Source organism: Hymenobacter taeanensis, assembly GCF_013137895.1.
GTDB lineage: Bacteria > Bacteroidota > Bacteroidia > Cytophagales > Hymenobacteraceae > Hymenobacter > Hymenobacter taeanensis.
This window is the reverse complement of record NZ_CP053538.1, coordinates 3,008,742-3,030,185: the sequence shown is the minus strand read 5'-3', so window position 1 is coordinate 3,030,185 and position 21,444 is coordinate 3,008,742. Positions and strand designations below refer to the sequence as shown.

16 protein-coding genes are annotated in these 21,444 nt (G+C 59.1%); 7 read left to right on the top strand and 9 right to left on the bottom strand.

Features of this window, described 5'->3' with window-relative positions:
* Positions 1-48: 48 nt before the first annotated feature.
* Positions 49-1,359, bottom strand: a complete 1,311-nt coding sequence (locus HMJ29_RS12860) for an amidohydrolase family protein (protein ID WP_171591875.1) — start codon at positions 1,357-1,359, stop codon at positions 49-51.
* 144 nt (positions 1,360-1,503) lie between these two features.
* A complete protein-coding gene (locus HMJ29_RS12855; protein WP_171591874.1) occupies positions 1,504-4,563 on the bottom strand; it encodes an amidohydrolase family protein in 3,060 nt (1,019 codons plus the stop codon).
* A 185-nt stretch (positions 4,564-4,748) separates the two neighbouring features.
* On the opposite strand from HMJ29_RS12855, the gene HMJ29_RS12850 reads away from it, so the two are divergent.
* Complete coding sequence (locus HMJ29_RS12850) at positions 4,749-4,958, top strand: hypervirulence associated TUDOR domain-containing protein (RefSeq protein ID WP_135433972.1); 210 nt, start codon at positions 4,749-4,751, stop codon at positions 4,956-4,958.
* Between the two features lie 154 nt (positions 4,959-5,112).
* Here HMJ29_RS12850 and HMJ29_RS12845 read toward each other — a convergent pair whose 3' ends face one another.
* Positions 5,113-6,666, bottom strand: a complete 1,554-nt coding sequence (locus HMJ29_RS12845) for an amino acid permease (protein ID WP_171591873.1) — start codon at positions 6,664-6,666, stop codon at positions 5,113-5,115.
* Positions 6,667-6,887: 221 nt separating this feature from the next.
* Between HMJ29_RS12845 and HMJ29_RS12840 the strand changes: the two genes are divergently transcribed.
* From HMJ29_RS12840 to sbcD, 3 genes are all read left to right on the top strand, one after another.
* Positions 6,888-7,328: a DUF4890 domain-containing protein gene (locus tag HMJ29_RS12840; protein ID WP_171591872.1), complete on the top strand. Its 441-nt coding sequence runs from the start codon at positions 6,888-6,890 to the stop codon at positions 7,326-7,328.
* Between the two features lie 287 nt (positions 7,329-7,615).
* Positions 7,616-8,992: an MBL fold metallo-hydrolase gene (locus tag HMJ29_RS12835; protein WP_171591871.1), complete on the top strand. Its 1,377-nt coding sequence runs from the start codon at positions 7,616-7,618 to the stop codon at positions 8,990-8,992.
* Positions 8,993-9,153: 161 nt separating this feature from the next.
* On the top strand, positions 9,154-10,380 hold the full coding sequence (gene sbcD / locus HMJ29_RS12830; protein ID WP_171591870.1) for an exonuclease subunit SbcD: 1,227 nt from the start codon (positions 9,154-9,156) through the stop codon (positions 10,378-10,380).
* 40 nt (positions 10,381-10,420) lie between these two features.
* Here sbcD and HMJ29_RS12825 read toward each other — a convergent pair whose 3' ends face one another.
* Together HMJ29_RS12825 and HMJ29_RS12820 are read right to left on the bottom strand one after the other, a co-directional pair.
* Positions 10,421-10,924 carry a GNAT family N-acetyltransferase gene (locus HMJ29_RS12825; protein WP_171591869.1) on the bottom strand — a complete coding sequence of 168 codons (504 nt, stop codon included), beginning with the start codon at positions 10,922-10,924 and terminating at the stop codon, positions 10,421-10,423.
* Positions 10,925-10,926: 2 nt separating this feature from the next.
* Complete coding sequence (locus tag HMJ29_RS12820) at positions 10,927-12,204, bottom strand: glycoside hydrolase family 2 TIM barrel-domain containing protein (RefSeq protein ID WP_171591868.1); 1,278 nt, start codon at positions 12,202-12,204, stop codon at positions 10,927-10,929.
* A gap of 151 nt (positions 12,205-12,355) precedes the next feature.
* Between HMJ29_RS12820 and HMJ29_RS12815 the strand changes: the two genes are divergently transcribed.
* Complete coding sequence (locus HMJ29_RS12815; protein WP_171591867.1) at positions 12,356-12,595, top strand: hypothetical protein; 240 nt, start codon at positions 12,356-12,358, stop codon at positions 12,593-12,595.
* Between the two features lie 159 nt (positions 12,596-12,754).
* Here HMJ29_RS12815 and HMJ29_RS12810 read toward each other — a convergent pair whose 3' ends face one another.
* The 4 genes from HMJ29_RS12810 to HMJ29_RS12795 all read right to left on the bottom strand — a co-directional run bounded on the left by HMJ29_RS12810 (position 12,755) and on the right by HMJ29_RS12795 (position 18,512).
* Entirely contained in the window at positions 12,755-13,516 is a 762-nt protein-coding gene (locus HMJ29_RS12810; RefSeq protein WP_171591866.1) for a hypothetical protein, read from the bottom strand.
* 533 nt (positions 13,517-14,049) lie between these two features.
* Positions 14,050-14,343, bottom strand: coding sequence for a hypothetical protein (locus HMJ29_RS12805; protein WP_171591865.1), 294 nt, complete (start codon positions 14,341-14,343; stop codon positions 14,050-14,052).
* A 325-nt stretch (positions 14,344-14,668) separates the two neighbouring features.
* Positions 14,669-17,233, bottom strand: coding sequence for a T9SS type A sorting domain-containing protein (locus tag HMJ29_RS12800; RefSeq protein ID WP_171591864.1), 2,565 nt, complete (start codon positions 17,231-17,233; stop codon positions 14,669-14,671).
* Positions 17,234-17,360: 127 nt separating this feature from the next.
* Entirely contained in the window at positions 17,361-18,512 is a 1,152-nt protein-coding gene (locus HMJ29_RS12795) for a phage tail-like protein (RefSeq protein ID WP_171591863.1), read from the bottom strand.
* Positions 18,513-18,846: 334 nt separating this feature from the next.
* Between HMJ29_RS12795 and HMJ29_RS12790 the strand changes: the two genes are divergently transcribed.
* On the top strand, positions 18,847-20,562 hold the full coding sequence (locus HMJ29_RS12790; RefSeq protein WP_171591862.1) for a sensor histidine kinase: 1,716 nt from the start codon (positions 18,847-18,849) through the stop codon (positions 20,560-20,562).
* Positions 20,546-21,310 carry a response regulator gene (locus HMJ29_RS12785; RefSeq protein WP_171591861.1) on the top strand — a complete coding sequence of 255 codons (765 nt, stop codon included), beginning with the start codon at positions 20,546-20,548 and terminating at the stop codon, positions 21,308-21,310. Before HMJ29_RS12790 ends, HMJ29_RS12785 begins: the two co-directional genes overlap by 17 nt.
* The last annotated feature ends 134 nt before the right edge of the window (positions 21,311-21,444 follow it).

Genomic DNA, 21,444 nt, shown 5'->3' with positions numbered 1-21,444 from the left:
ACAGATCTTCTCCGTAAGCGCTCCTTCTTTCTTGGCCAACTACTTGGCCTAGCGCTGGCCGTACTTAGCCTTAAACTTATCGCGCAGGTAGGTTTGCTTGTTGTTGAGGTTAAAGGCGCGCCCATCAATGTAGGCCTGGGTCACGTCGTTGGTGCGCATGTCCAGCAGGTCGCCACGGCTAACTACCAGCGTGGCGCTTTTGCCGGCCTCCAGGGAGCCATAGTCCTTATCAAGACCCAGGATACGCGCGGGGCTAAGGGTAATAGCCGTAAGAGCCTGCTCTTTGGTGAGGCCGTGGCCCGCCGCGGTACCGGCAATGAAAGCCAGGTTGCGGGAGCCCGAGGTTTCTTGGTCGCCTTCATAATCAAGGCAAAACCGCACGCCTGCCTGTTGCAACAGACTGGGCAGCTTGTAGGGCAGGTCGTAGTCATCGCCCTCGCGGCGGGGCAGAGCATGAATGCGGGAAAGGATTACGGCCACATCGTTCTGCTTCAAGAAGTCGAGCATCATCCAGGCATCGCGGGCCCCTACCAGGGTTACTTTCTGCACGCCCAGCCGCTTGGCAAACCGCACCGATTCTACTATCTCCTTGCCATAGTCGGTGTGGATGAACAGCGTTTTGCTGCCATCGAACAGGCCAGCCAGCGCCGTCAGGCGCAGGTTTTCCTTGCGCGAGGCGGGCTGTTGGCGGTAGGCGCTGGCCTCTGAGAGCAGGCTCTCTAGCTGACGGAGTTGCTCCGTGCGGTTTTTCTCGCGGGTTTCTACTTGCTTCTGGTCCTCAGCAGGGTTGGTTTTGATAACCATTTGGGGCCAGTTCAGGTGCAGGCCATCGTCGGCCTTTACGGCGGCGTCCTGCCAGTTCCAGGCATCAAGCTGCACCACGCTGCTCTGGCCCGAGAGCATACCCCCGCGGGGGGTAACCTGCGCCAGCAGCACCCCATTTGTGCGCACGGTGGGCAAAATATCTGAGTCGGTGTTGTAGGCAATGATGCTCCGAACGTTGGGGTTCAGAATACCTACCTCCCGGGCATCTACGGTAGCTCGAATGGCCTCTACCTCGGTGAGGCCAAGCGTGGTGTTGGGCAATATCAGGCCGGGGTAAATCTCCTGGCCCTTTACGTCGACCACTTCATAGCCGGCTTTATCCTGGCTGAACCCGCTTTGAGCGCCAGCATAAGTTATTTTGCCTTTGTCGAAAGCCACGGCGGCGTCAGGCACTACGGTGCCGTTACCTACGTGCAAGGTGCCGCCCACGAGCAGCATGGGCTTGCTCTGCGGCGGGGCCGGAGCCGGTACCTGCGCCAGCGCGGGAGCCGCCGTGAGCAGGCCCAGCGAAAGAAGTAATGCGGAAATTCGCATGTGTTATATGGGTTATCCTGGAGCCACCCTACCTGCTGAAAGAGCTACTACAGCGGAACGACTGGCCTAGCGGCGCTCCTCGTTTAGCGGTAGTAAAATCCTTCTTGCTTTAGGATGACGTGCGGTTATGTTTACCTAATTGAATTACTGGTCCAGCTCTTTTTCCTCCCCCAGGGTGTCGCAGTGGAAGTGTTTGGTCGGGCGCGCGGTGGGCATTTGCGTGGGCGAGCCGCCTTTCTTGGCTTCCAGCATTTTTTGCACAATGCGCAGGCGCTCCTTCTGAATGTCCAGGCGCATTTGCTGGTCGCTTTCCACGTCGAAGAACAGGCGGCCATCCACGTAGGTGCGCTCAGGGTGGGCGTAAATGCTCAACGGATTGTCGCTCCAGAGTACCACGTCGGCATCTTTGCCTTCCTTAATGCTGCCCATGTTCTTGTCGAGGTGAAGCATTTTGGCGGGGTTGATGGTCACTAGCTTCAGCGCATCCTCTTCCGATAAGCCACTGTACTTCACAATTTTGGCGGCTTCCTGGTTGAGGCGGCGGCTCATTTCGGCGTCGTCGGAGTTGATGGCCACGTTGAGGCCCGCGTTGTGCATGATGCCCGCGTTGTACGGAATGGCGTCGCGCACTTCGTTCTTATAGGCCCACCAGTCGGAGAAGGTGCTGGCATTCACGCCGTGCTGCTTCATTTTGTCGGCCACTTTGTAGCCTTCCAGAATGTGGGTGAAAGTGTTCACCTTGAAGTTCATGCGGTCGGCCACGTTCATCAGCATATTAATCTCCGACTGCACGTAGCTGTGGCAGGTGATGAAGCGCTGCTCATTCAGGATTTCCACCAGGGCCTCCAGCTCCAGGTCGCGACGTGGAGCCTCCCCTTTCTTCTGCTTGGCCTTGCTCAGCTTATTCCAGGCTTTCCATTCCTGCTCGTACTCCTTGGCCCGCGTGAAGGCATCCACAAACACCTGCTCGGTGCCCATGCGGGTTTGCGGGAAGCGCAGGGTATTAGCCTCGCCCCAGTTGCTTTGCTTCACGTTCTCACCAAGAGCAAACTTAATGAAACCGGGCGCACCTTTAATCTGCATCTGCTCGGCGGTTTGGCCCCAGCGCAGCTTAATCAGCGCCGATTGGCCCCCAATGGGGTTGGCGGAGCCATGCAGCAGCTGGGCAGCCACCACGCCGCCGGCCAGGTCGCGGTACACGTCCACGTCCTCGGCGTCTACCACGTCGCCAATCCGCACCTCACTGGTTACCGATTGGGTGCCTTCATTTACGCCTTCGGAAATGGCAATGTGGGAGTGCTCGTCAATAATGCCGGGTGTGAGGTGCTTGCCAGTACCATCTACGGTACGGCCCCCGCTGGGCACGGAGAGGTTGCGCCCAATCTTCACAATTTTACCGTTTTGCAGCAGCACGTCGGTATTTTCCAGCTTGCCCTGGGCCTCACTGGTCCACACGGTGGCGTTCTTGATCAGCACGGTTTGCTGCTCCGGTACCGCCGGGCGGCCGTAGGCCACAAAGGGGTACTGCAACTGGCCTAGCTGCACCGGCTCGGGGGCCTTGGCTGAGTCGCGGCGGGCGGCGCGGCTGGCCTGCTCCTGCCGCTGGGCGCTCCACTTAATGCTGGTTGCATCAGGGAGCTGCCCGTCGCCCTGAAACATGCGGGTGTCGGGGGTGTAGTAACCGCTGAGGCGCACGGCACCGCTGCCTTTCGTTTTGGGGGTGGGGTTGTATACCACGGTTGCCAGCTCGCCATTCACGCTAAGGGTACCCTTCACAGTGTCGGCGGGGGCTTTCACAATTTTCAGCTCCGGCGCCTCCGGCTTACCAGCCAGCAGCATCTTTATTTCCGGCTGATTACCAATTTTCAGGGTGTACACGCCGCGGTAGTCGCTGGGCACTTCACTGAGCTGATACCGTTGGCCTTGCACCCAGTTATCCAGCATCACGCTCTCAGGGGCGAAGAGGCGAGTGGAACACACCAGAAAGTTGGCCTGCATGCCCGGCTTTAGGGCCCCTACCCTATCCTGGGCTTTCACCAGCATGGCGGGTGTAGCCGTGAGGGCTTGCAGGGCCTGCTCCTCGGTAAGGCCGTATTGAATGGCTTTGCGCAGGTTGGGCAGAAACTTCTTTTTGTCTTTCAGGTCGGCGGTGGAAAGGGCGAAGGGGACACCGGCTTTGGCCACCAGGCCAGCATTGGCGGGCGCCATTTCCCAGTGCTTCAAATCCTGCAGGGGCACCCGAATGGCATCGTACACGTCATCTACCTGGTAGGCGTCGGGGAAATTCAGGCTCAGGATGAGCGGCGCTTTGGTAGCCTGAATGTCGGGTAGGCGCTGGTACTCATCACCGCGGCCTTTGATGATGTACTGCACCCCAAACTCATCTCCTACCTTATCGGCGCGCAGCAGGCTTTGCTTGTCGCGCACTTCAAAAATGGCGGGCAAACTGCGTTGCTGGTTCAGGGCCCGCAGTGAGAGGTTCTGCTCGCGGGTGGGGTTGCGCTGGTTCCAGTCGGCATCGAGGTAGCTCTGGCGCAACAGGGCAATGCTGCCCATCAGCGAAGAGGGATAATCCTGGGTGCTGGTGCCTTTATCGAAGGAATAGGCTGCCGCGGCGCGGTCTTGCAGGATTAGCTCGGTTTCGTTGCGGTTGGTATTCAGGCTTACCAAGGCCGCCGTGCCGCGCACAATGCCATCGGGCTGGTGAGTGAGCACGGCCCCAAAGCCAAGCTTGCGAAGCGCATCGGCCTGCTCAGCATTTACCTTAAACAGCTCAGCCGCATTTACCTCGGGGTGCACAGCCTGGTTCCAGTCGTAGGCGCCGGGTTTCTGACTATCAAACTGGGGGCCACCGCGGCGGCCCTGGCGCTCCGGGGCTTTTACCTCGGGCACGCCGTAGCTGGCATACAGGTCCACGAAGCCGGGGTAAATGAACTTGCCCTTCAGGTCCTGCACTACTGCCCCGGCCGGAATTTTAACGTTGGGGCCCACCGCCTCTACTTTCCCATCTCTGATGACGAGAGTAGCATCGTTGAGCCGGGTTTTGTAGTCGGTGTAGATGGTGGCGTGGGTGAAGGCGTACAGCCCCGGGCGGTCGTCGTAAACGCCGTTGCGCGGAAATGTGCCCGACTGTGCGTAGGCCACCGAAAGGCTGCTCACGAGCAGGCTACCCGCCAGCCCAAGCCGGCGCAGGTCAATGTGCATAAGATTGCGGAAGTAGAGTTGAGAAATACCGAAGGGGCTAGGGTTAGATAATCGGCTGAACCGACCTCATCAAATGTAGCTAAAGAAACTGCGCATAATACTATAGTTGTTGCTTGGCCACCTCAACCTTGCTGCCGCCGTCACAGTATGTTGCAGTATTCCCCACCTTATCAACTACTTCAGGTATGCGCAAAGGCACTAAAGTGAGCTGGAAATACGGCACTGGCACGGCCACCGGCAAAATCGAAGAAACCCACAAAGAGAGCGTAACCCGCAAACTGCAGGGCTCCGAAATCACCCGCAATGGCACCCCCGAAAACCCCGCCTTCCTCATTGTGCAGGAAAACGGCGACAAGGTGTTGAAGCTGCAGAGCGAAGTAAAGGAGGCCAAGTAGCTGCTCCATCACCACGCAGACCCACGGCTGCTGGCACTTGCTTTGGGCAGCGTAGGACAGGCCCGCTACTGGGCGCTACCGCTCAGGAATGCCACAAAAAAAGCCCCACCGGTGTTTTCGGCGGGGCTTTTTATTTAGCTAGTGGCCTAGCAGACTATTTCTTGTCGATGGGCTCGATGAAAAATTCCTCCTCCATCTCTTTGGGTACCACCACAATGCCTTGCTGCAGCTTGGAGTTGTTCTTGCCGTAGATGAAATAGACAATGAAGCCCAATACCATCCAGACGATGGCCACCTGCAGGGTGAACAGGTCGAGGGCGGCAATCATCAGCAGGCAGATAACGGCTCCCAGAATTGGCACTAGCGGGAAGCTAGCCGAAGAAAGCGGCGAGCGGAATGGGCGGTGCTGCTCGGGATTAGACTTGCGCATCAGCCATACACCAATGGACACCAGTACGAAGGCCAGCAGCGTACCGAAGGAGGTTAGGTCGCCGGCTAAAGAGCCGGGCACGAAGGCGGCAAAAGCTCCCACAAAAACCAGCAGCACCAGGTTGGACTTATAAGGAGTACGGAACTTGGGGTGCAGCTCCGAGAAAGCCTTCGGCATCAGACCGTCGTTGGCCATGGAGAAGAACACGCGGCTCTGGCCCATGAGCATTACCAAGATTACCGACGAGAAGCCGGCCAGGATGGCCACCGTAACGGCCGTAGATAGCCAGCCGTAGCCGGGCATGTGCTCCCGGATAGCGTAGGCCACTGAAGCCTCGCCGCCCTTGGTGGGGTCAGCAAACTCACGCCAGTTGGCAACACCCGTCAGCACGTGGCCGAACAGGATGTAAAGAATGGTGCAGACAGCCAGCGAGCCAAGGATACCGATGGGCATGTCGCGCTTGGGGTTCTTGGCTTCCTGGGCGGCGGTGCTCACGGCATCAAAACCAATGAAGGCGAAGAACACAATGGCCGCGCCCCCGAGAATACCACCGTAGCCGTGCTTGTTCCAGTTAGTGTACTCGTGCACTACTTTACCAGCGGCGTCGGTTACGGGCGCAGCATCGGCCGGAATCAGGTAAGGCGTGTGGTTGGCGGGGTCAATAAACTGCCAGCCTACTGCAATGAATACCAATACAATAACCACTTTCACTACCACAATAATGGCATTGAACGTAGCCGACTCCTGAGTGCCCTTAATGAGCAACAGGCTTAGGGCAATAATAACCAACAGGGCAGGCAGGTTAAGCCAGCCTCCTTCGCTGGGCGCGTGGCACAGCTCATAGGGTATTCGGGTGCCAAAGACTTCTAAGAGCTTATTGAGGTATTCGCTCCAGGCAATACTAACTGTGGCTGCCCCCAGGGCATATTCCATAATCAGGGCCCAACCAATTACCCAAGCTACAAACTCACCCATGGTGGTGTAAGCGTAGGTGTAAGCTGAACCGGCAATCGGAATCATGGCCGCAAACTCGGCGTAGCAAAGACCAGCAAAGGCGCAGCCAATGGCCGCTACAATGAAGGCCAGCGTAACACCAGGCCCGGCAGCCTGCGCGGCGGCGGCGGCGGTACGTACAAACAAGCCAGCCCCGATGATAGCGCCCACGCCCAGGGCCACGAGGTTAGCTGCACCCAATGTGCGCTTCAGCGACCCTTCACCCGAGGTGTTGGCTTCGCCCAGCAGCTGGGACAGCGGTTTTTTGGCGAAAATATTTGCCATATGGATTGTGAGAGAGGAAAGAAAAGGGTAAGTGAGGTGAAGATTTTGCAAGTAAAGCTGCCTGCAAGCAGCAACGTGGCCCGAATATAGGCCTTTCTGTTGATTGCTGGCGTTGGCAGGGATGTTGCCGGTATGTTTTGAGCTAAGAATTAAACCTTAACGAAGTTTGGCTCTCTAACCCGCCGTAACTCTTCCACACAGACTCTACAATTATGAAAAAGATGCTCGTTCTCCTGGCCGCGGTTGCTCTTACTGCCGGTTCGGTCTCTGCACAAACTGCTCCCACCCAAGACCGGGTACTGCGCCAGGGCCAGAAAGGCCAGGGCCGTATGAACATGACGCCTGAGCAGCGCGCTGACCTGCAGGCCCAGCGCCTCACCAAACAGCTAGGCCTCTCTGCTGACCAAGCTACCCAGGTAAAAAGCATAGCGCTGGCCGAGGCTCAGGAGATGCAGTCGATGCGTAGCAACGTTATGGCGGGCACTGACCGGCGCGCCGCTATGCAATCTATGAAGGCTACCCGCGATAAGTACGATACCCAACTGAAGGCGGTACTCACCCCCGACCAGCTGACCAAATACACTCAACTGCGCGAACAGCAGCAGGAAAGGCGCCAGGATGGCATGGAAAATGGTAAGATGAAGATGAAAGTTAAATCGTAGTTTTTCAGAATTCCTAGTGAAAAGCTCTGGCTCACCGCCAGAGCTTTTTTTTGTGCAGTGTAGTGGCCTAGCCAGGCAGCCAGTATCAAAAAAGGCCAGACATTCATCAATCGCTCCCACTATCGCGGAGGATTTAGTAGCTTCATAGTACTCAGCAGCTTACACCTTACGTCCTCTGACATTATGAGCTCAACCAGTAGCATAGCAATTGTGGCTGCGTATATTTGAAAACGTGCACCCCGCTACGGCTTGCTCCCACGGTGGCGCATTCACCACATCCTACACCCATGAGTCCTCTGCCCAGTAGTACCACGTCGGTACAAATTCAGCAGTTCTACGACAAAGGCCTGGCCCACGCGAGCTACGCCGTCCGTTGCGGCCGCCAAGTGGTCATTATCGACCCCGCCCGTGACCCCCAACCATACTACGATTTCGCCGACGAGCACGAGGCAAACATTATTGGGGTTATCGAAACTCACCCCCACGCCGACTTTGTAAGCAGCCACCTGGAAATTGCCCAGGAAACCGGCGCCACCATCTACGTCAGCAAGCTGGTAAAGGCAGGCTACCCCCACCAGCCCTTCGATGAGGGCGACCGTATTTCGCTCGGTACCGTGGAGCTGCACGCTATTAACACCCCCGGCCACTCCCCCGATTCTATCAGCATTATCCTGATGGATGAACTCGGCCAGACCCGCGCCGTATTCACCGGCGACACCCTTTTTGTAGGCGATGTGGGCCGCCCCGACCTGCGCGAAGACGACAACGTGGGTGGCCACAGCCGCGAGGAGCTGGCGGCCCAACTCTACCAGAGCACGCGTCAGAAGCTCATGACCCTGCCTGCCACTACCCGCGTGTACCCGGCCCACGGCCCCGGCTCACTCTGCGGCAAAACCACCAGCCCCGACCTGGACAGCACCATTGGCAAGGAGTTGAAAACCAACTACGCCCTGCAGCCCATGTCGGAGGAGGAGTTTGTGAAAGTGCTGCTTGAAGATCAGCCCTTCATGCCCAAGTATTTTGGCCACGATGTGCTCCTGAACAAGCAGGGCGCACTGCCTTTTGAAGACAGCATCAGGGCGGTGCCGCGCTTGTTTAGCGAGAAAGAAATGGAGCCCGGTGTATTGATAATTGATACGCGCCCGGCCGCGCAGTTCCGGGAGGGCCACTTGCCCGGCGCCATTAACCTGATGGATGGCGGTAAATTTGAAACCTGGCTGGGCTCTGTTGTGGGACCTAACGAACCCTTCTACCTGCTGGCAGACTCCCAGATAGGCCTGGACACGGTAATCCGCAAAACGGCTAAGATTGGCTACGAGGGCAACGTGCGCGGTGCATTGCTGGCGCCTCAGCAGCTGCCCGTAGCCAGCCCCGAGGTAGCCGTAGACCACGTTCGGGAGCGGCCCGAAGACTTCACCATCGTTGACATTCGTAACCGCACCGAGGCTAGGCAACCTATCTTCGAAAACGCCCTGCTGATACCGCTGCCAGAGCTGCGCGAGCGAGCCCACGAAGTACCCACCAACAAGCCCGTGTTAGTACACTGCGCCGGCGGCTACCGCTCTGCCGCTGGGGCCAGCATTCTGCAAGCGGCTTTGCCCGGCACCGAGGTGCTTGATCTAGGCGAGGCCATCTCTACGTTTCAGACGCAGTCAGTGCATTAATTGCTCACACAGCTGCTACTCGCTCAACCGTGGCGCGGAGGTTCAGGGAGGTTATACTCTTGAGGCCTCCGCGCTTTGTTTGCGGGCTGCCCTTCCCTCCTGCCGATCTTCCTCTACCCCTGCAGTAGAAGTTCAGGCAGAAGAACCGTATTTTTGTGGTCATGCGCGTATTACACACCGCCGACTGGCACCTGGGCCAACGCTTCATCAGTGGCCACGAACGCACCGAGGAACACCGTCACTTTCTGGAGTGGCTGGTGGAAACAGTGCGCGAGCAGCGAGTGGAAGTGCTGGTTATTGCCGGTGACATCTTCGATACCGGTTCGCCCTCTAACCAGGCACTGGAGCTGTATTACTCCTTCCTGCTGAACATGCGGGGCACCGGCTGCCGTGATATTGTGGTAGTGGGCGGCAACCACGACTCGCCCGCTACGCTCAATGCCCCGGCTCGTTTGCTGCGCCACTTGCGGGTGCACGTGGTAGGATGCGTGCCGGAGTGTTTTGAGGATCAGGTGCTGGTGCTCGATGATGCCGCTGGCAAGCCTGGCCTGGTAGTGTGCGCGGTGCCCTTTCTGCGCGACCGGGACGTGCGCCTCTCGGTGCCCGGCGAAACCGCCGAGGAGCGCGAGGCCCGCATCAAGCAAGGCATTGCCGACCACTACGCCCGCCTGGCCGCCGCAGAGCAAGTGTGGCAGCTCAAAGACCTGGGGCTCCCTGTGCTAGCCACCGGCCACCTATACGCCGCCGGCGCCGCGCCTTCAGATTCAGAGCGCACCATTCATGTGGGCAACCTGGGCCAGATTACCGCCGACCATTTCCCCGATGTGTTCGATTACGTGGCGCTAGGCCACTTGCACCGCCCCCAGCGCGTAGGTGGCCGCGAGCATATCCGCTACTCTGGCTCCCCTATTCCGCTGTCGTTCTCTGAAATTGGCCACCCCAAAGAGGTGTTGCTGTTGGAGTTTGCATCGGGCAAGCTGCACACCCTGGAAACGCTGGAAGTGCCCGGCACGCGCCGCCTCATTCGTTTCCATGGCACCCTAGAGGAAGTTATGACTGGCCTACAGGCCTATGATAATACCGGTTTCCTGCTGCCAGCATGGGCCGATGTGCAAATTCACTCCGAGCTTACTCAGCTGGAAGTTGCCGATGCCCTGCTGAAAGTGATTCAGGAGTTGGACCGCAAGCAACTGGAGGTACTAGCTCGCCGCCACTTCCGTTTGGTGAAGCTCCGGGCGCTCGGCGAAGAAGACACGGAAGAGCCTCTCACCCGCAGCCTCCACGATTTCACGGAGCGCGAAGTATTTGAGCAGCGCCTGGAAACTGAGTCTGCAGAAGGCCGCGCCGAGTTGTTACGCACGTTTGATGAGTTGCTGGAAAGCCTCTAGGCCACTTTTCGTCTGTACTCAAACCAGCAATACCCTTGCTTTACTCAGGGCGCCGTACGGCATATACCAACTCATCCAGATACTCCCCGTTCTTGATGAACGTTTTCTCGAAGCGGCCTTCCAGCTTAAAGCCGGCCTTCTCCAGTACGCGTTGCGAGGCCAGGTTGGTACCGAATGGGCGCGCGAAAATGCGGTTAATATCAAAGGTCTGGAAACCGTAGGCCACTAGTTGCTTCACCGCCTCGGTGATGATGCCCCGGCCCCAGAACGGTTCTCCAAGCCAGTACCCCATTTCGGCGTTCTTGCGCTCAATATTGGTGCGCGGGTGGATGCCAATACCACCTACGGCTTCGCCTTCGACCTCAATGGCGAAGATGTGCAGCGGACTTTCCTGGCTGGCCATGGCAATGAAGTTCCGGCCCGTTTCCTTCGTGTAAGGATGCGGAAACTGGTCATTCATGAAGCCAGCAATTGCCGGGTTGTTAGCATTACGAACGAGGCTGGGCAGGTCGTCGGGTGACCACGCGCGGAGCTTGAAAGACATGGTTACTTCTCCTTTACATAAAACGGAATGTTGGCCGTGGCCACGTTATCGTGCCCATCATAGGCATAGATAAACAGGCGGTAAGCGCCTTCCTTGGCGGGAGCTTTGAGGTTAGTTTGCGCTTTGGCATTGGCCGGAATCAAGCCGGTAACAGGTTTGGGGCGCTCCTCCCGGTCACCGCCCGATTTGAGGTCGGTGCTTTCCGGTAGCAACTCATAGCGGTACGTAATTAGGTCTTTATCGGGGTCCGTCACGGCGGTTGCTACGGGCACGCTCTGGCCGGGTTGCAGGTAGATGTTGTCGGTAGCCTTTTGCCCATTCAGCAGGAACGACGCCAAGTGCGGCGCCCGGTTCGTAGGCCACTTGCCACTCCACAGGTACTGCATCACATCCACCACTTCTGACTCTTTACCGTCTTCCGTGAACAGGCCGTACCACGTGGGGGTGCGCTCCTGCTTCTGGCCCCACAAAAACACGTAAGTACCCAGGCACTGCGTTTTGTCTTTGGCCACTGAGGCCTCGTAGCGGCTCTGATACACGGCGGCCTTCTGGCTGCTGGTTTCTTCTACTGAGGCTTTCCAGGGTGTAACGGGGCTTTCCCAGTGCCCGGTGGGGCCCCACTCCGCTACCACGTAGGGGCCAGTCCAGCCAGTGGTGCGCACCTGCTGCGGAATAGAGGCCAGCCCGGCGTAGGTGTTAATGCTGAGTATATCCACGGCGGTGCATTTGGCCTTGATGTAGTCAACCTCTTTCTGGTTGAGGCCGGCTAGCACCGTGCTGGTAGGGTGGTTGGGGTCTACCTCATGAATCATTTGGGCAATCTGCTGCACGGCATCCCACACTTTGGGGTTGGTATACTCCAGATTCAGCTCATTGCCAATGCCCCAAAACAACAGGGCGGGGTCGTTTTTGTACTTCAACACTTCGGTGCGCAGGCGCTGAAGCTGGTCGGCTACGGCTTTGGGGTCGTTGTAGTCGAAGCCGTGCCGCTCCCGGGCCACATCCAAGCCCATCATTACGGTGAGGCCGTTTTTGTTGGCCTCCGCCAGGGTTTTCTCGGCCCCATAGGTGCTCCAGGTACGGATGGAGTTGCCCCCGTACGCTTTCACGCGCTCCGGAAACTGACCGCCACCGGCTCCTTTGATGAAGTAGGGCTTACCGCCACGCAGCAACTCATAGCGCCCATTAACTTTTTTAACCTCCACCTTAACGGACGAGGTGGGTTGAGCACAGGCGGCCAGAGAAAGTGAGAACAGGGATATGCAGAGAAGTAATTTCATAGAGCGGATGGGTTGGAAGGTATAATCAGGACCGAATCTAGTACGAGTTTAGCGAAACTTACTTTTCGGCGCCTATTAAATGCCTGACAACTCACTTGACCCAGACGGCTCAAAATCCGTAGTATGTTCTTCACTGTCTTCCTTTTCAATCATGAGCATATTTGGTTCAGACCGCAAACCAAGCGGCACAATGGGTGGCCTGTTGTCGGGCCTGTTTGGAGGTAATTCAGCTCGAAACACTTCCGCTAATCCTAGTACTGTCAGCCGGGGCGGTGGCTTTAACCGCAAGCTGATGGGTGGCGCGCTCCTGGCCGCAGGCGCTGCGTACTTGTATAACCGCAACAAAAACAGCAGAGATACCAGCACGCAGGGCTTTAACACTTCCAATTAGTAAGCGCTGCTGCGAACCTGCCTGAACCTCTCCTTTGGCACACCATTAGCCTGAGAAGAGGTTAAGGCAGATTTGGCAGTTTTAATATGGCGCTCCTGATTGAAGTGTGTGAGCCTTCCCCCAGAAGCAAAACCAGATGCGAGAGGCTAAAACAACCTATTAGCCGGCTATTTCCGGACTGGTGAACTGTATAGCTGGTCCAACCCATGGCGTGGTGTTGCCCGAGGCATCCAGGAGGCTGAACGTTACCGAAAAGAGCTTGCCCTTCTCCAGCATAAACGCGCCAGCGCACATGCCGTGGCCTACCGAAACTAACCCGGCCTTGTCGGGCTGTAGATAGTACTGAGTGGTTTTGCCAGTGTGCAGGTCTTTCACTGTGGCTTTCACCAAGTACGTTGACTGGTCATAGACCACGCCCGCAAACTCTACTGCTACTTCAGGGCCGCAGCCCATTTCAACATAGTGCTTGCTTTTTTCTCGGAGCGGTGCCACCCAGGTTGGGGAAGTTTGATCTAGGCCTGCCTCAACTGTGTAGATAACCCTGTCTCTGCCAAACCCAGAGGGGCTTTCAATGGCATTGCCTGATTTGGCGCCTTTTCCGCGAATAATCAGCTCGTACTGCTCACCTACTGTCAAGCTTGTACGTGGCTGCAACACAGCCTGCGACAACCCATACTGGCCTACCAGTATTTCTTTTACCTGTAGCGGCACACGCTGCGTGCCTACCTGAAAAAACGCCTCATAGGAAGTGCCGAGCCCCTGAATGATACGTTGACTATTCGCGAAGCCGTCAATCAGTATGCAGGAGTTTGCCTGAATCCTTTTGCTGGTGGGCCAGAACGCTAAGCCTTCGGTGTAGCATTTAGCTTGCGACGCGTGTACAACCCCCAGGGCCAGCAGGAAAGCCAGAATAAACCTCATAATAGGATAAGCCAGAGAGAAATTATAGAATACCTGTGGCTTCCAAGGTAATGATAAAGCCCCTTAATTTGAAGGCGCAACAGCAGCTAAGAGACAACGCTAAAGCAGCCACGAACAAAACTCAGAAGACCTGTAACAATTAGAAAATCGCGCAGTTTCCACGCCCGAATACCACTTCCTGTTTTATACCTCTGAGGCGGTTGGGTCTTGAGTTGACTTAGCGCTGCCTGCACTGCCTGCTTTGCTCTCCCCTCCCAATATCCTTTCGTGCATTGCAGCTCGGTGTTGCCTTTGCTTTCCGGAGAAGTGCCTAGCTACCCCTGGCTTCATTTCTAAATCCAGACCTTTCTTGCGCCTTGGGAAGCAACTTCTTCCCTCATTTTACACACTAACTTTGGAGCGGCGCACTAGCCTACTGGCGCTGCTTACGGCTCTCTTGGCTGCGCCGACTTTTAGTTCTAGGCCACCGAACACGACAGAGCCCGGCGCAATGCGTCGGGCTCTGTTGGGTTAGAGGTAATGAACCAGCTTCTTTACAGTGGCTCATCGTTACTGGTATTGCTGGCGCCGGGGTCTGCATCACCGCTGGGGCCGGCTTCTGAGGCTACGGTAGGGTCGGTGGGAACCTCCGTAATGGTTTCACTTGCGGAGCCGGTAGTATCTTCCTCTGAATTGGGTGCAGCAGGTGGCGCAGATGCCGGGGTGCTATCAGGTGGGGGCAGGTTGGTGCTAACATCGGCGCCGGCGCGCTGGGTATCCGCAGTACCTTTGGCGGGTAGCGTATTGGGGCCCGGGGTGGGCGGCTGGGGAGAGGGATTAGGTTCCATGAATTGGTGCCATATTGGATGTAAGATGTCTGCTGGGTAAGCAGGCGTTGCTCATCCCGTATACGCCACAACTCAACCGCTGGCTGGCTCTGCGTCAGCCTAAATGGTCGTAGCTCACTACCCACGTTACCTTCCACCGGTCGTCAAACGCCACCCCACCATATTCTTGAATGTGTGCCAAGCATTACGTCAGCGCGGCTCCCGCCGCCACCAGGGCCAGGAAGGCGGCAGTAACGGCCAGCCAGAGCCAGTGACGGGGGGAAGATGCGGAAGGAGGTAGCACAGTAGGAAACCAGGGTAAAACAAACGGAATAGTATCCCAGCGCTACTTCCGCAGCAGCCGCACCATTTGCTGGCTGGCCCCCTGCCGCACAAGCAGCAGGTATACCCCGGCCGCACGGCTATCGGCTTCGGGCAGAGCCAGGGACCCGGACCCGGCGGGCACCGTGCGCCGGGTCAGCACGCGGCCAGCCGCGTCAGTGAGCGTAAGCTCAACGGGCAGTCCGGCGTCGGGGCCATTTACCTGCAGTTGGGTGGTCATACCGGGTTGAGCAGGATTGGGCCAGGCCTCAGCCCGGAACGTGACCGGGGCACCGCTTACAGCCAACACCCGTACGGTGGAGTAGCTGGCCGTGCTGTCCTGGTCCACCTGCCGCAGGCGGTAATACACCACGGGGGCTGCGTAGCGGGTGAGATTGGCGTCGGTGAGCGAGTAGGCTTGCGGCTGGGTGCTGTTGCCGTGGGCCGCCACGCGGCCCACGGGGCGAAACGCGGTGCCGTTGGGGCTGACTTCGACTTCGAAATAAGCGCTGTTTTTTTCCGAAGCAGTGGCCCAGGTTAGGTAGGCGGCTTCGCCCCGGCGCTGGGCGGCGAAGGATACTAGCACCACAGGCAAGGGTTGGCTGGTGTTGCTGACGGTGAGCACTCCTAACTGAGCAACGTTGGCCGTGAAGCTGCGGGCACTGGCGTTGGCGGCGTTGCCTTGCGGGCTCCAGGGGCCACCAGACTGATCAGCGCGCCAGAGTTGGGCCGGGGTGGTGGCCACAAAGCCGTTGTCGTCGTCGGCGACCCAGCTCAGGGTAACCGATACCGGAGCGGTCGGGGCCTGAGACGGGGCTAGGCGCCACACCCGGTCAATGCCTTTGGCGGTACCGGCCAGGTTCTGGCCGTAGCTCACGCCCGCCGTTTGCAAGCCCGCGGTCCGGGTCGCCGCAACTGAGCCCAGGTTTTGTCCGCCCGAATTGAGCACGAGCCCGAGGCCAAAATCAACCGAACCGGGGCCGGCCACGGCGCGGCTCACGCGCAAATTGCCCTGCACGTATTGGCCCGGTCCCTCGCCCGCCACGGTGGCTCCGACCGGCAGAATGAGCGTGGCCGTTGCGGCCGTGCGAATGCTGCCGGCCGTGAGCGTAAGGCCCGTGAGCGTGGTGAGGTCGGTGGGTAGGTCCACACGGGTGCCGCCCGCAGTTGGCTTGTTGACCACGAGCTGGCCCACGGTGCCGCCGACCAGGTCCACGGTCTGGTTGGTGGTCCCGCTCAGGCGCAGGGTGCCAGTGGTGGCCGTAGTGGGGCCTGCGTTGCTTAGGTTGCCGGTTACCTCCAGGGCGCCAGCGCTCAGGTCGAGCGCGGCGGGAGCGGTGCTGGTCAGGTCGCCGCGCACGGTGGCCGTACCGGTGGTGCGCAGCAGGGCTGCGCCGGTCTGGCTCAGGTGACCGTTTACGACGAGGGTGCCTCCGGTATTGACGAACAGGGTGCCGCCCATGCTGGTAAGTACTTGCACGGGGGCAACCGGGGCGGTGATGGTAACGGTTACGGCCAGGCGGCTGGTGCTCTCGCAGGTGCTCACCGTTTGGGTGGCGTAGTACGTGGTGCCGGTGGCAAGGGTCGTGGTGCCCGCCAGGGCAGTGCCACCGGTGCTGGCCGCGTACCATTGGAGGTTGCTGCCGGTGGCCACCAGGTTAGCCACGGTGGCCCCGCTGCTAAAGCTTTGGCTGGCGCTGCCCGTAGGTGCGGCCGGGGTGGCATTCACCGTCACGGTGGCGGGGTTCGAGGCGGTGTAGCCGCTGCTGTTATACACCTGCACGTAATAATAGCGGGTACCGGCCGCGGCCGTGGCTGGCGCGTAGGTGGCGCCGGTGGCGCCAGGCAGCAGGGCGCCGCCGGTGTTGCTGCTGCTGGTGTTGCTGAACCATTGGTAGCCGGTAACCGGCGCGCTGGCCGTGACGGCGAGGCTGGCCGCCGAGCCCGGGCAGGCCGTGAGGCTTTGCGGCTGCGCCGTAATGGTGGGCCCGGGCGTGCCGATGTTGACCGTCCAGCCCCGAGCATCGGAGTACGGGTAGTTTGTAACCGCAGTGCCGCTGCCATCGGTGTTGCCGGTGTTATCATCGGTATAGCTACCGCCGGTGTACGCATCATTGGCCGCAATAACCGCCGTAGTCCGGTTGAGCAGCATTAGGGCTACGGGCCCCTGGCCACTGGGGTAACTGCTGTTCTCAATTTCCCAGCTGTATTGAGCGCCGCTGGTAAGAGTGAGGTTAGCGGCGGTGAAGGAGGCCACCCACGTGGCGCCGGGGTAGATTACGTCGGTTTCGACCGTGCTGGCCAGTACAGTGCCGGCAGCATTTTTCAAATTGCAGCGCACTTTGAACCCGGAACCGCGCAAATCGTCCGCAAAGGAAGAAATGACAAACGTCACGTTTTGCAGGATACCGGTGCAGGTAGCAGTGAACGACTGGCGCGTACGCACGGCATACGTCTGGCTGATGTTGACAGTGGAGGGCGCCACGGTCGGGGCACACTGGGCCTGACCAGTATAAGGCAGCAGTGCCAGTACCACCAAGCAGCTAAGCCAGGTGAGCAGCCGCTTGATAGCTAGAGTAAAATGCAGCATACGACAAGCATAGTTGAGAAAAAACCAAATTTGAGAAGGGGCTTTGGCCCTTTAAATCACGCTGACTAAGATTGGACTAGTGAAATCAACATGCCCAATGGGGCAACTACTTGCCTCTCAGCATTGCCTAATTTAACTTGACAATACTGAGGTAGGTGCTGCCGTCGGTGCTAAACGAGATTGTGTTCGTCGTGCTTGTGGCATTCATACTCGACCGGTAGAACACTTTAATAACGTCTCCGGCTTGCAGCGGAAGCACAAAGCAGCCGAGGCCTCTCGAATAGGAAGTAGGTGCCCCGGCGGTTCCTACTGCTGTGCCTTCACTCGTATTGCCTTGGTACAAGGTCGAGCTCTGCCCATTGGCTCCATAGTAATAGCGTGTTACGCCTCCCGAAACCACTTGTATTTCAGGTGCAATGGACGGGGGAGTAGTAAATCCGGCAAAGGCGGATTCTATCAGTGCTAACGTGATGCTATATAGACCGCTAGATGGTACTGTGTAGGTATTATTCGTAGTCCAAGCCGTTGGGTTATCACCGCTAACAATATTGTCGAAATTGAAGACATAGCGGCTGTATCCGTACGGCGATTTGTTCTGCGCAGTGGTACTGATTGCGTACAACTGAAGCGCGGCACCACTACTTGACAAAGCAGGCGTCGTCCACTGTGTGTTATAGTTGGTGCCGTCTACTTTGCTGAGCACCTGCCCGGCCGTGCCGCCGGTGGGCACGCCCTGGCCGGCGGGGCCCGTGGCGCCCGTGCTGCCAGCCGTGCCCTGCGCGCCGTTGCACACGTAGCGCGTCAGGGCGGCATTCACCTCAGCCGCATCGAGCGTGCCGTTGGCATTGGCGTCGAGGCCGTATTCGGTTTTGAAGCCGCCGGTGGCGCAGTTGGCGCCGGCCGCTTCGGCCGTGGTGCGCACGAGGCTATTCTTGCCGTCGGCGCCGGCCGGGCCGGTGCTGCCCGCGCCGCTCAGGGCTGCCCAGGCGGTGCCGTTGTAAACATAAAAGCCGGCCGGAGCGTCGGTCTGGTACACGAGCAGGCCGGTAGCGGGCTTGTTGGTGGAGGGGTCCTTTACAGCCGCGCGCTGGGCCGCCGTCATGCGGGGCACCAACATGCCCTGGGTGGTGGAGCTGGCATCGAGCACCGCCGAAGCATCGGGGGTGGTGGTGCCTATGCCCACATTGTTTTGGGCACGGGCCGCGGTAGCGGCGCTTAGCAGTAAGGCAGGCAACAGCCAATAGCGAAGGGCAACAGGGACGCGCAATAGTTTTTTCACTGTCTAGCGAAATAAGTAAGGGGTAAATGCAAACGCCCGGCGAACGGCCGGGCGTGGAGAAGCGGTAGCACAAAGGAGGGCCGCGGAACACCGCTTGCCAAGGCATTTGAGCACGAAGGCGGCTTTTTTGAGGTTGGGGATACGGAGCGGGCCAGCCTGTTCGGGCGCTGGCAACAACAGCCTGGAGCTCGGGCCCGCAGACTTGCGCGCGGTGGCCCCAGCCGGGCGCAAGTTTGCAGGCCGCGCGCCGACCGGATTTGAGCGCGAAGCCCGGAATATTGAGGCTGGCTCACTGGGTTCAGCTTGATTCAGCCGGCTATCTTTGCCCCTTGTTATGAACCTGACTGTCCCTACTACAGCTTGCGTTAAGGATCACCGCCAGCGGACCCGGCGACGGGCGCCGCTGGCGGTGATGGTACTCCTGGTGCTGCTGACGAGCCGTGCCCCAGCCTGGTCAGCATCTGCCCCGCCTGATGCACTGCACCGGCGTTTCTTTGCCTTGTTACAGCAGGGCGACTCGGTGTACGCCCGCAAGCAGGGCTATGGCAGCTTTGGACAGGCCCTGCTCTACTATGACCGCGCCGAGCGCCTGGCCGAACAGGCTCAGGATTCGCTGCTTTTGGCGGAAGCCGTGTTTGCCCGGGCCCGGGTGTATGATGCGTGGAACCACGAGCCTCAAAAAACCCTGCGCTACTTTCAGCAGGCCGCCCAGGGCTTTGCGCACCTGCCAGGGAAGTGGCGGCGCTACTATTACGCCCGCTTTCTGGTGGCCCACGCCTACGATAAAGTACCCGACAGCCTGCGCGCCGTGCAGGCTCTGCGCCAACTGGGCCGCGAGCTGGCCGCCCGCCCCGACTCAGTGCGACGGCAGGTACCCAGTACCGTTGAAATGGCGCTGAGCGCCACCCAAATCAACAACTTCGGCCTGGCTGATACGCTGCTGGGCCAGCTGGTGCGCCGGGCCTGGGTGCGCAACGACCCCGAAACCTACAACTACCTCGACGACTACTATTTGGTGCAGGCCCGCCTCGATGTGCTCTACCGCCACCCCGGCCGCTACTCACCCTACCTGGATTCGCTTCGGCTGGCCTTCACCCATGCCCCCAGCCCCCCTGACCGCGAATACCACGGTCGCCTACTGGCGGAATTGCTGGCCGCCGCCGGCGCGTACCGGGAGGCCTACGCCTACGCCGATACCAGCCGCCGCATGTATGACCGCCTTAACAGTGCCGGCGCCGTAGCCCACATGCGCCGGGTGCTGGCCGAGTCAGAAACGCAGCGCCAGGCATTGGCCGAAACCCGGCAGCAGGCGCGCCAGCTCGCTTTGGCCGGACTTAGCGTGGGACTGGCCGTCATTAGCGTTTTGTGCTTTTACCTGTACCGGCAAGGGCGGCGGGCCCGGCAGCAGGCCGCGGCCCTGGCCACCGCCAACCAGCACCTCGACGAGCAGGCCGCCGAAGTGGGGCTGCTCAACAAGGAAATTCAGCACCGGGTAAAAAACAACCTACACATGGTCTTCAGCCTGCTACAGATGCAGGAGCGCCGTACCGACAACGAGGAAGTTATCGAGCAACTCCAGGCGGCCCGCCTGCGGGTGGAAAGTATCGCGGCCTTGCACAACCAGCTGTTGAATGGGGCCGGGGCCGAGGTAAACCTGGCTGCCTTTCTTAAAGAGCTTGTCTCGTCGGTGGTGAGCTGCCTGGCCAACGACCGGCAGGTGGTGACCCACCTCCAGACTGAAGGCCTGAACTTGCCCCCAAACGGCTACCTGCCTCTCTCGCTCATCCTCAACGAATGGGTGACCAATACCATCAAATACGCCGCAACCGACTCGCCCTTTCTGGAAGTGCGCGTGACAGTGAAAAACAGCCCCACAGAGGTATGCGTGGAGTACCAAGATAATGGCTGCGTGCCCACCGCTGCCGCTGCGCCCGGCCTGGGCACGCAAATCATCACCCTGCTCACCCGGCAACTGGGCGCTACGCTCAGCACCCCATTCAACCATCCCTACCACTACCAGCTTCGCATTCCGCATGGACTCCGCGCCTAAGCTCACCCTCCTCGTTGTGGAAGACGAGGCCCTGATTGCCGAAAGCCTGCGCCTGACCCTTGAAGATCTGGGGTATGAGGTACTGGCCACCTGCTACACGTTTGCTGAGGCGCAACAGGCTTTTGCCGGCCCGCGCCCCGATTTGGTGCTACTCGACATCAACCTGGGTGGCCCGCCTCAGCAGTCTGGCCTGGAGCTGGCTCAGTTGCTGCGCGAGGCCCAAGGCCCACCCTTCCTGTTTCTGACGGCCTACAGCGACTTCGACACCATCCGGCAGGCGGCGCGGCTGCAGCCCAGTGGTTACCTGATCAAGCCCGTAAACGGCGTTACGCTGTTCGCGGCCATTCAAACGGCCATTGAACGCGCGGCCGCGCACCAGCCGGCGCCCCTGCCCCACCCAAACGCGCCGGCTGCACCAGTGCCGGATTTTTTCTTTGTTAAACGCGGTGCTTTCGCCCACAAGCTGTATTGGCGCGACGTCGCCAGTTTGGAAGCCGGCAAAAATTACGTTACGCTCCGGGCCCCAGCGCTGCGCCTGAGCCACGCCATCCGCGGCTCGTTGGCCTACGTACTCGACCAGTTGCTTCCGCCCTCCCTGCTGAACTCCTTTATCCGCGTAAACCGTCGCACCAGCCTCAACGCTGCCTTCATCACCGGCTACAACGATGAACACGTATACTGCGCGGGTGAATCTTACGAAAACGGCCGGATGGCCCAGGAACAGCTGCAGCGGCTACAGTTGAAATAAGCTGGGAGCCGGGGTTTAGCCTCATTTTATTTGCGCGCCGCCGTGAAAAGTGGTTGGGAAGCTTCCAGCCAGCCCACTCGTTTAGCCTTTTGACCAAATTCTCACCCAAGGCCAACGGTGCTAACAGGGTTCTA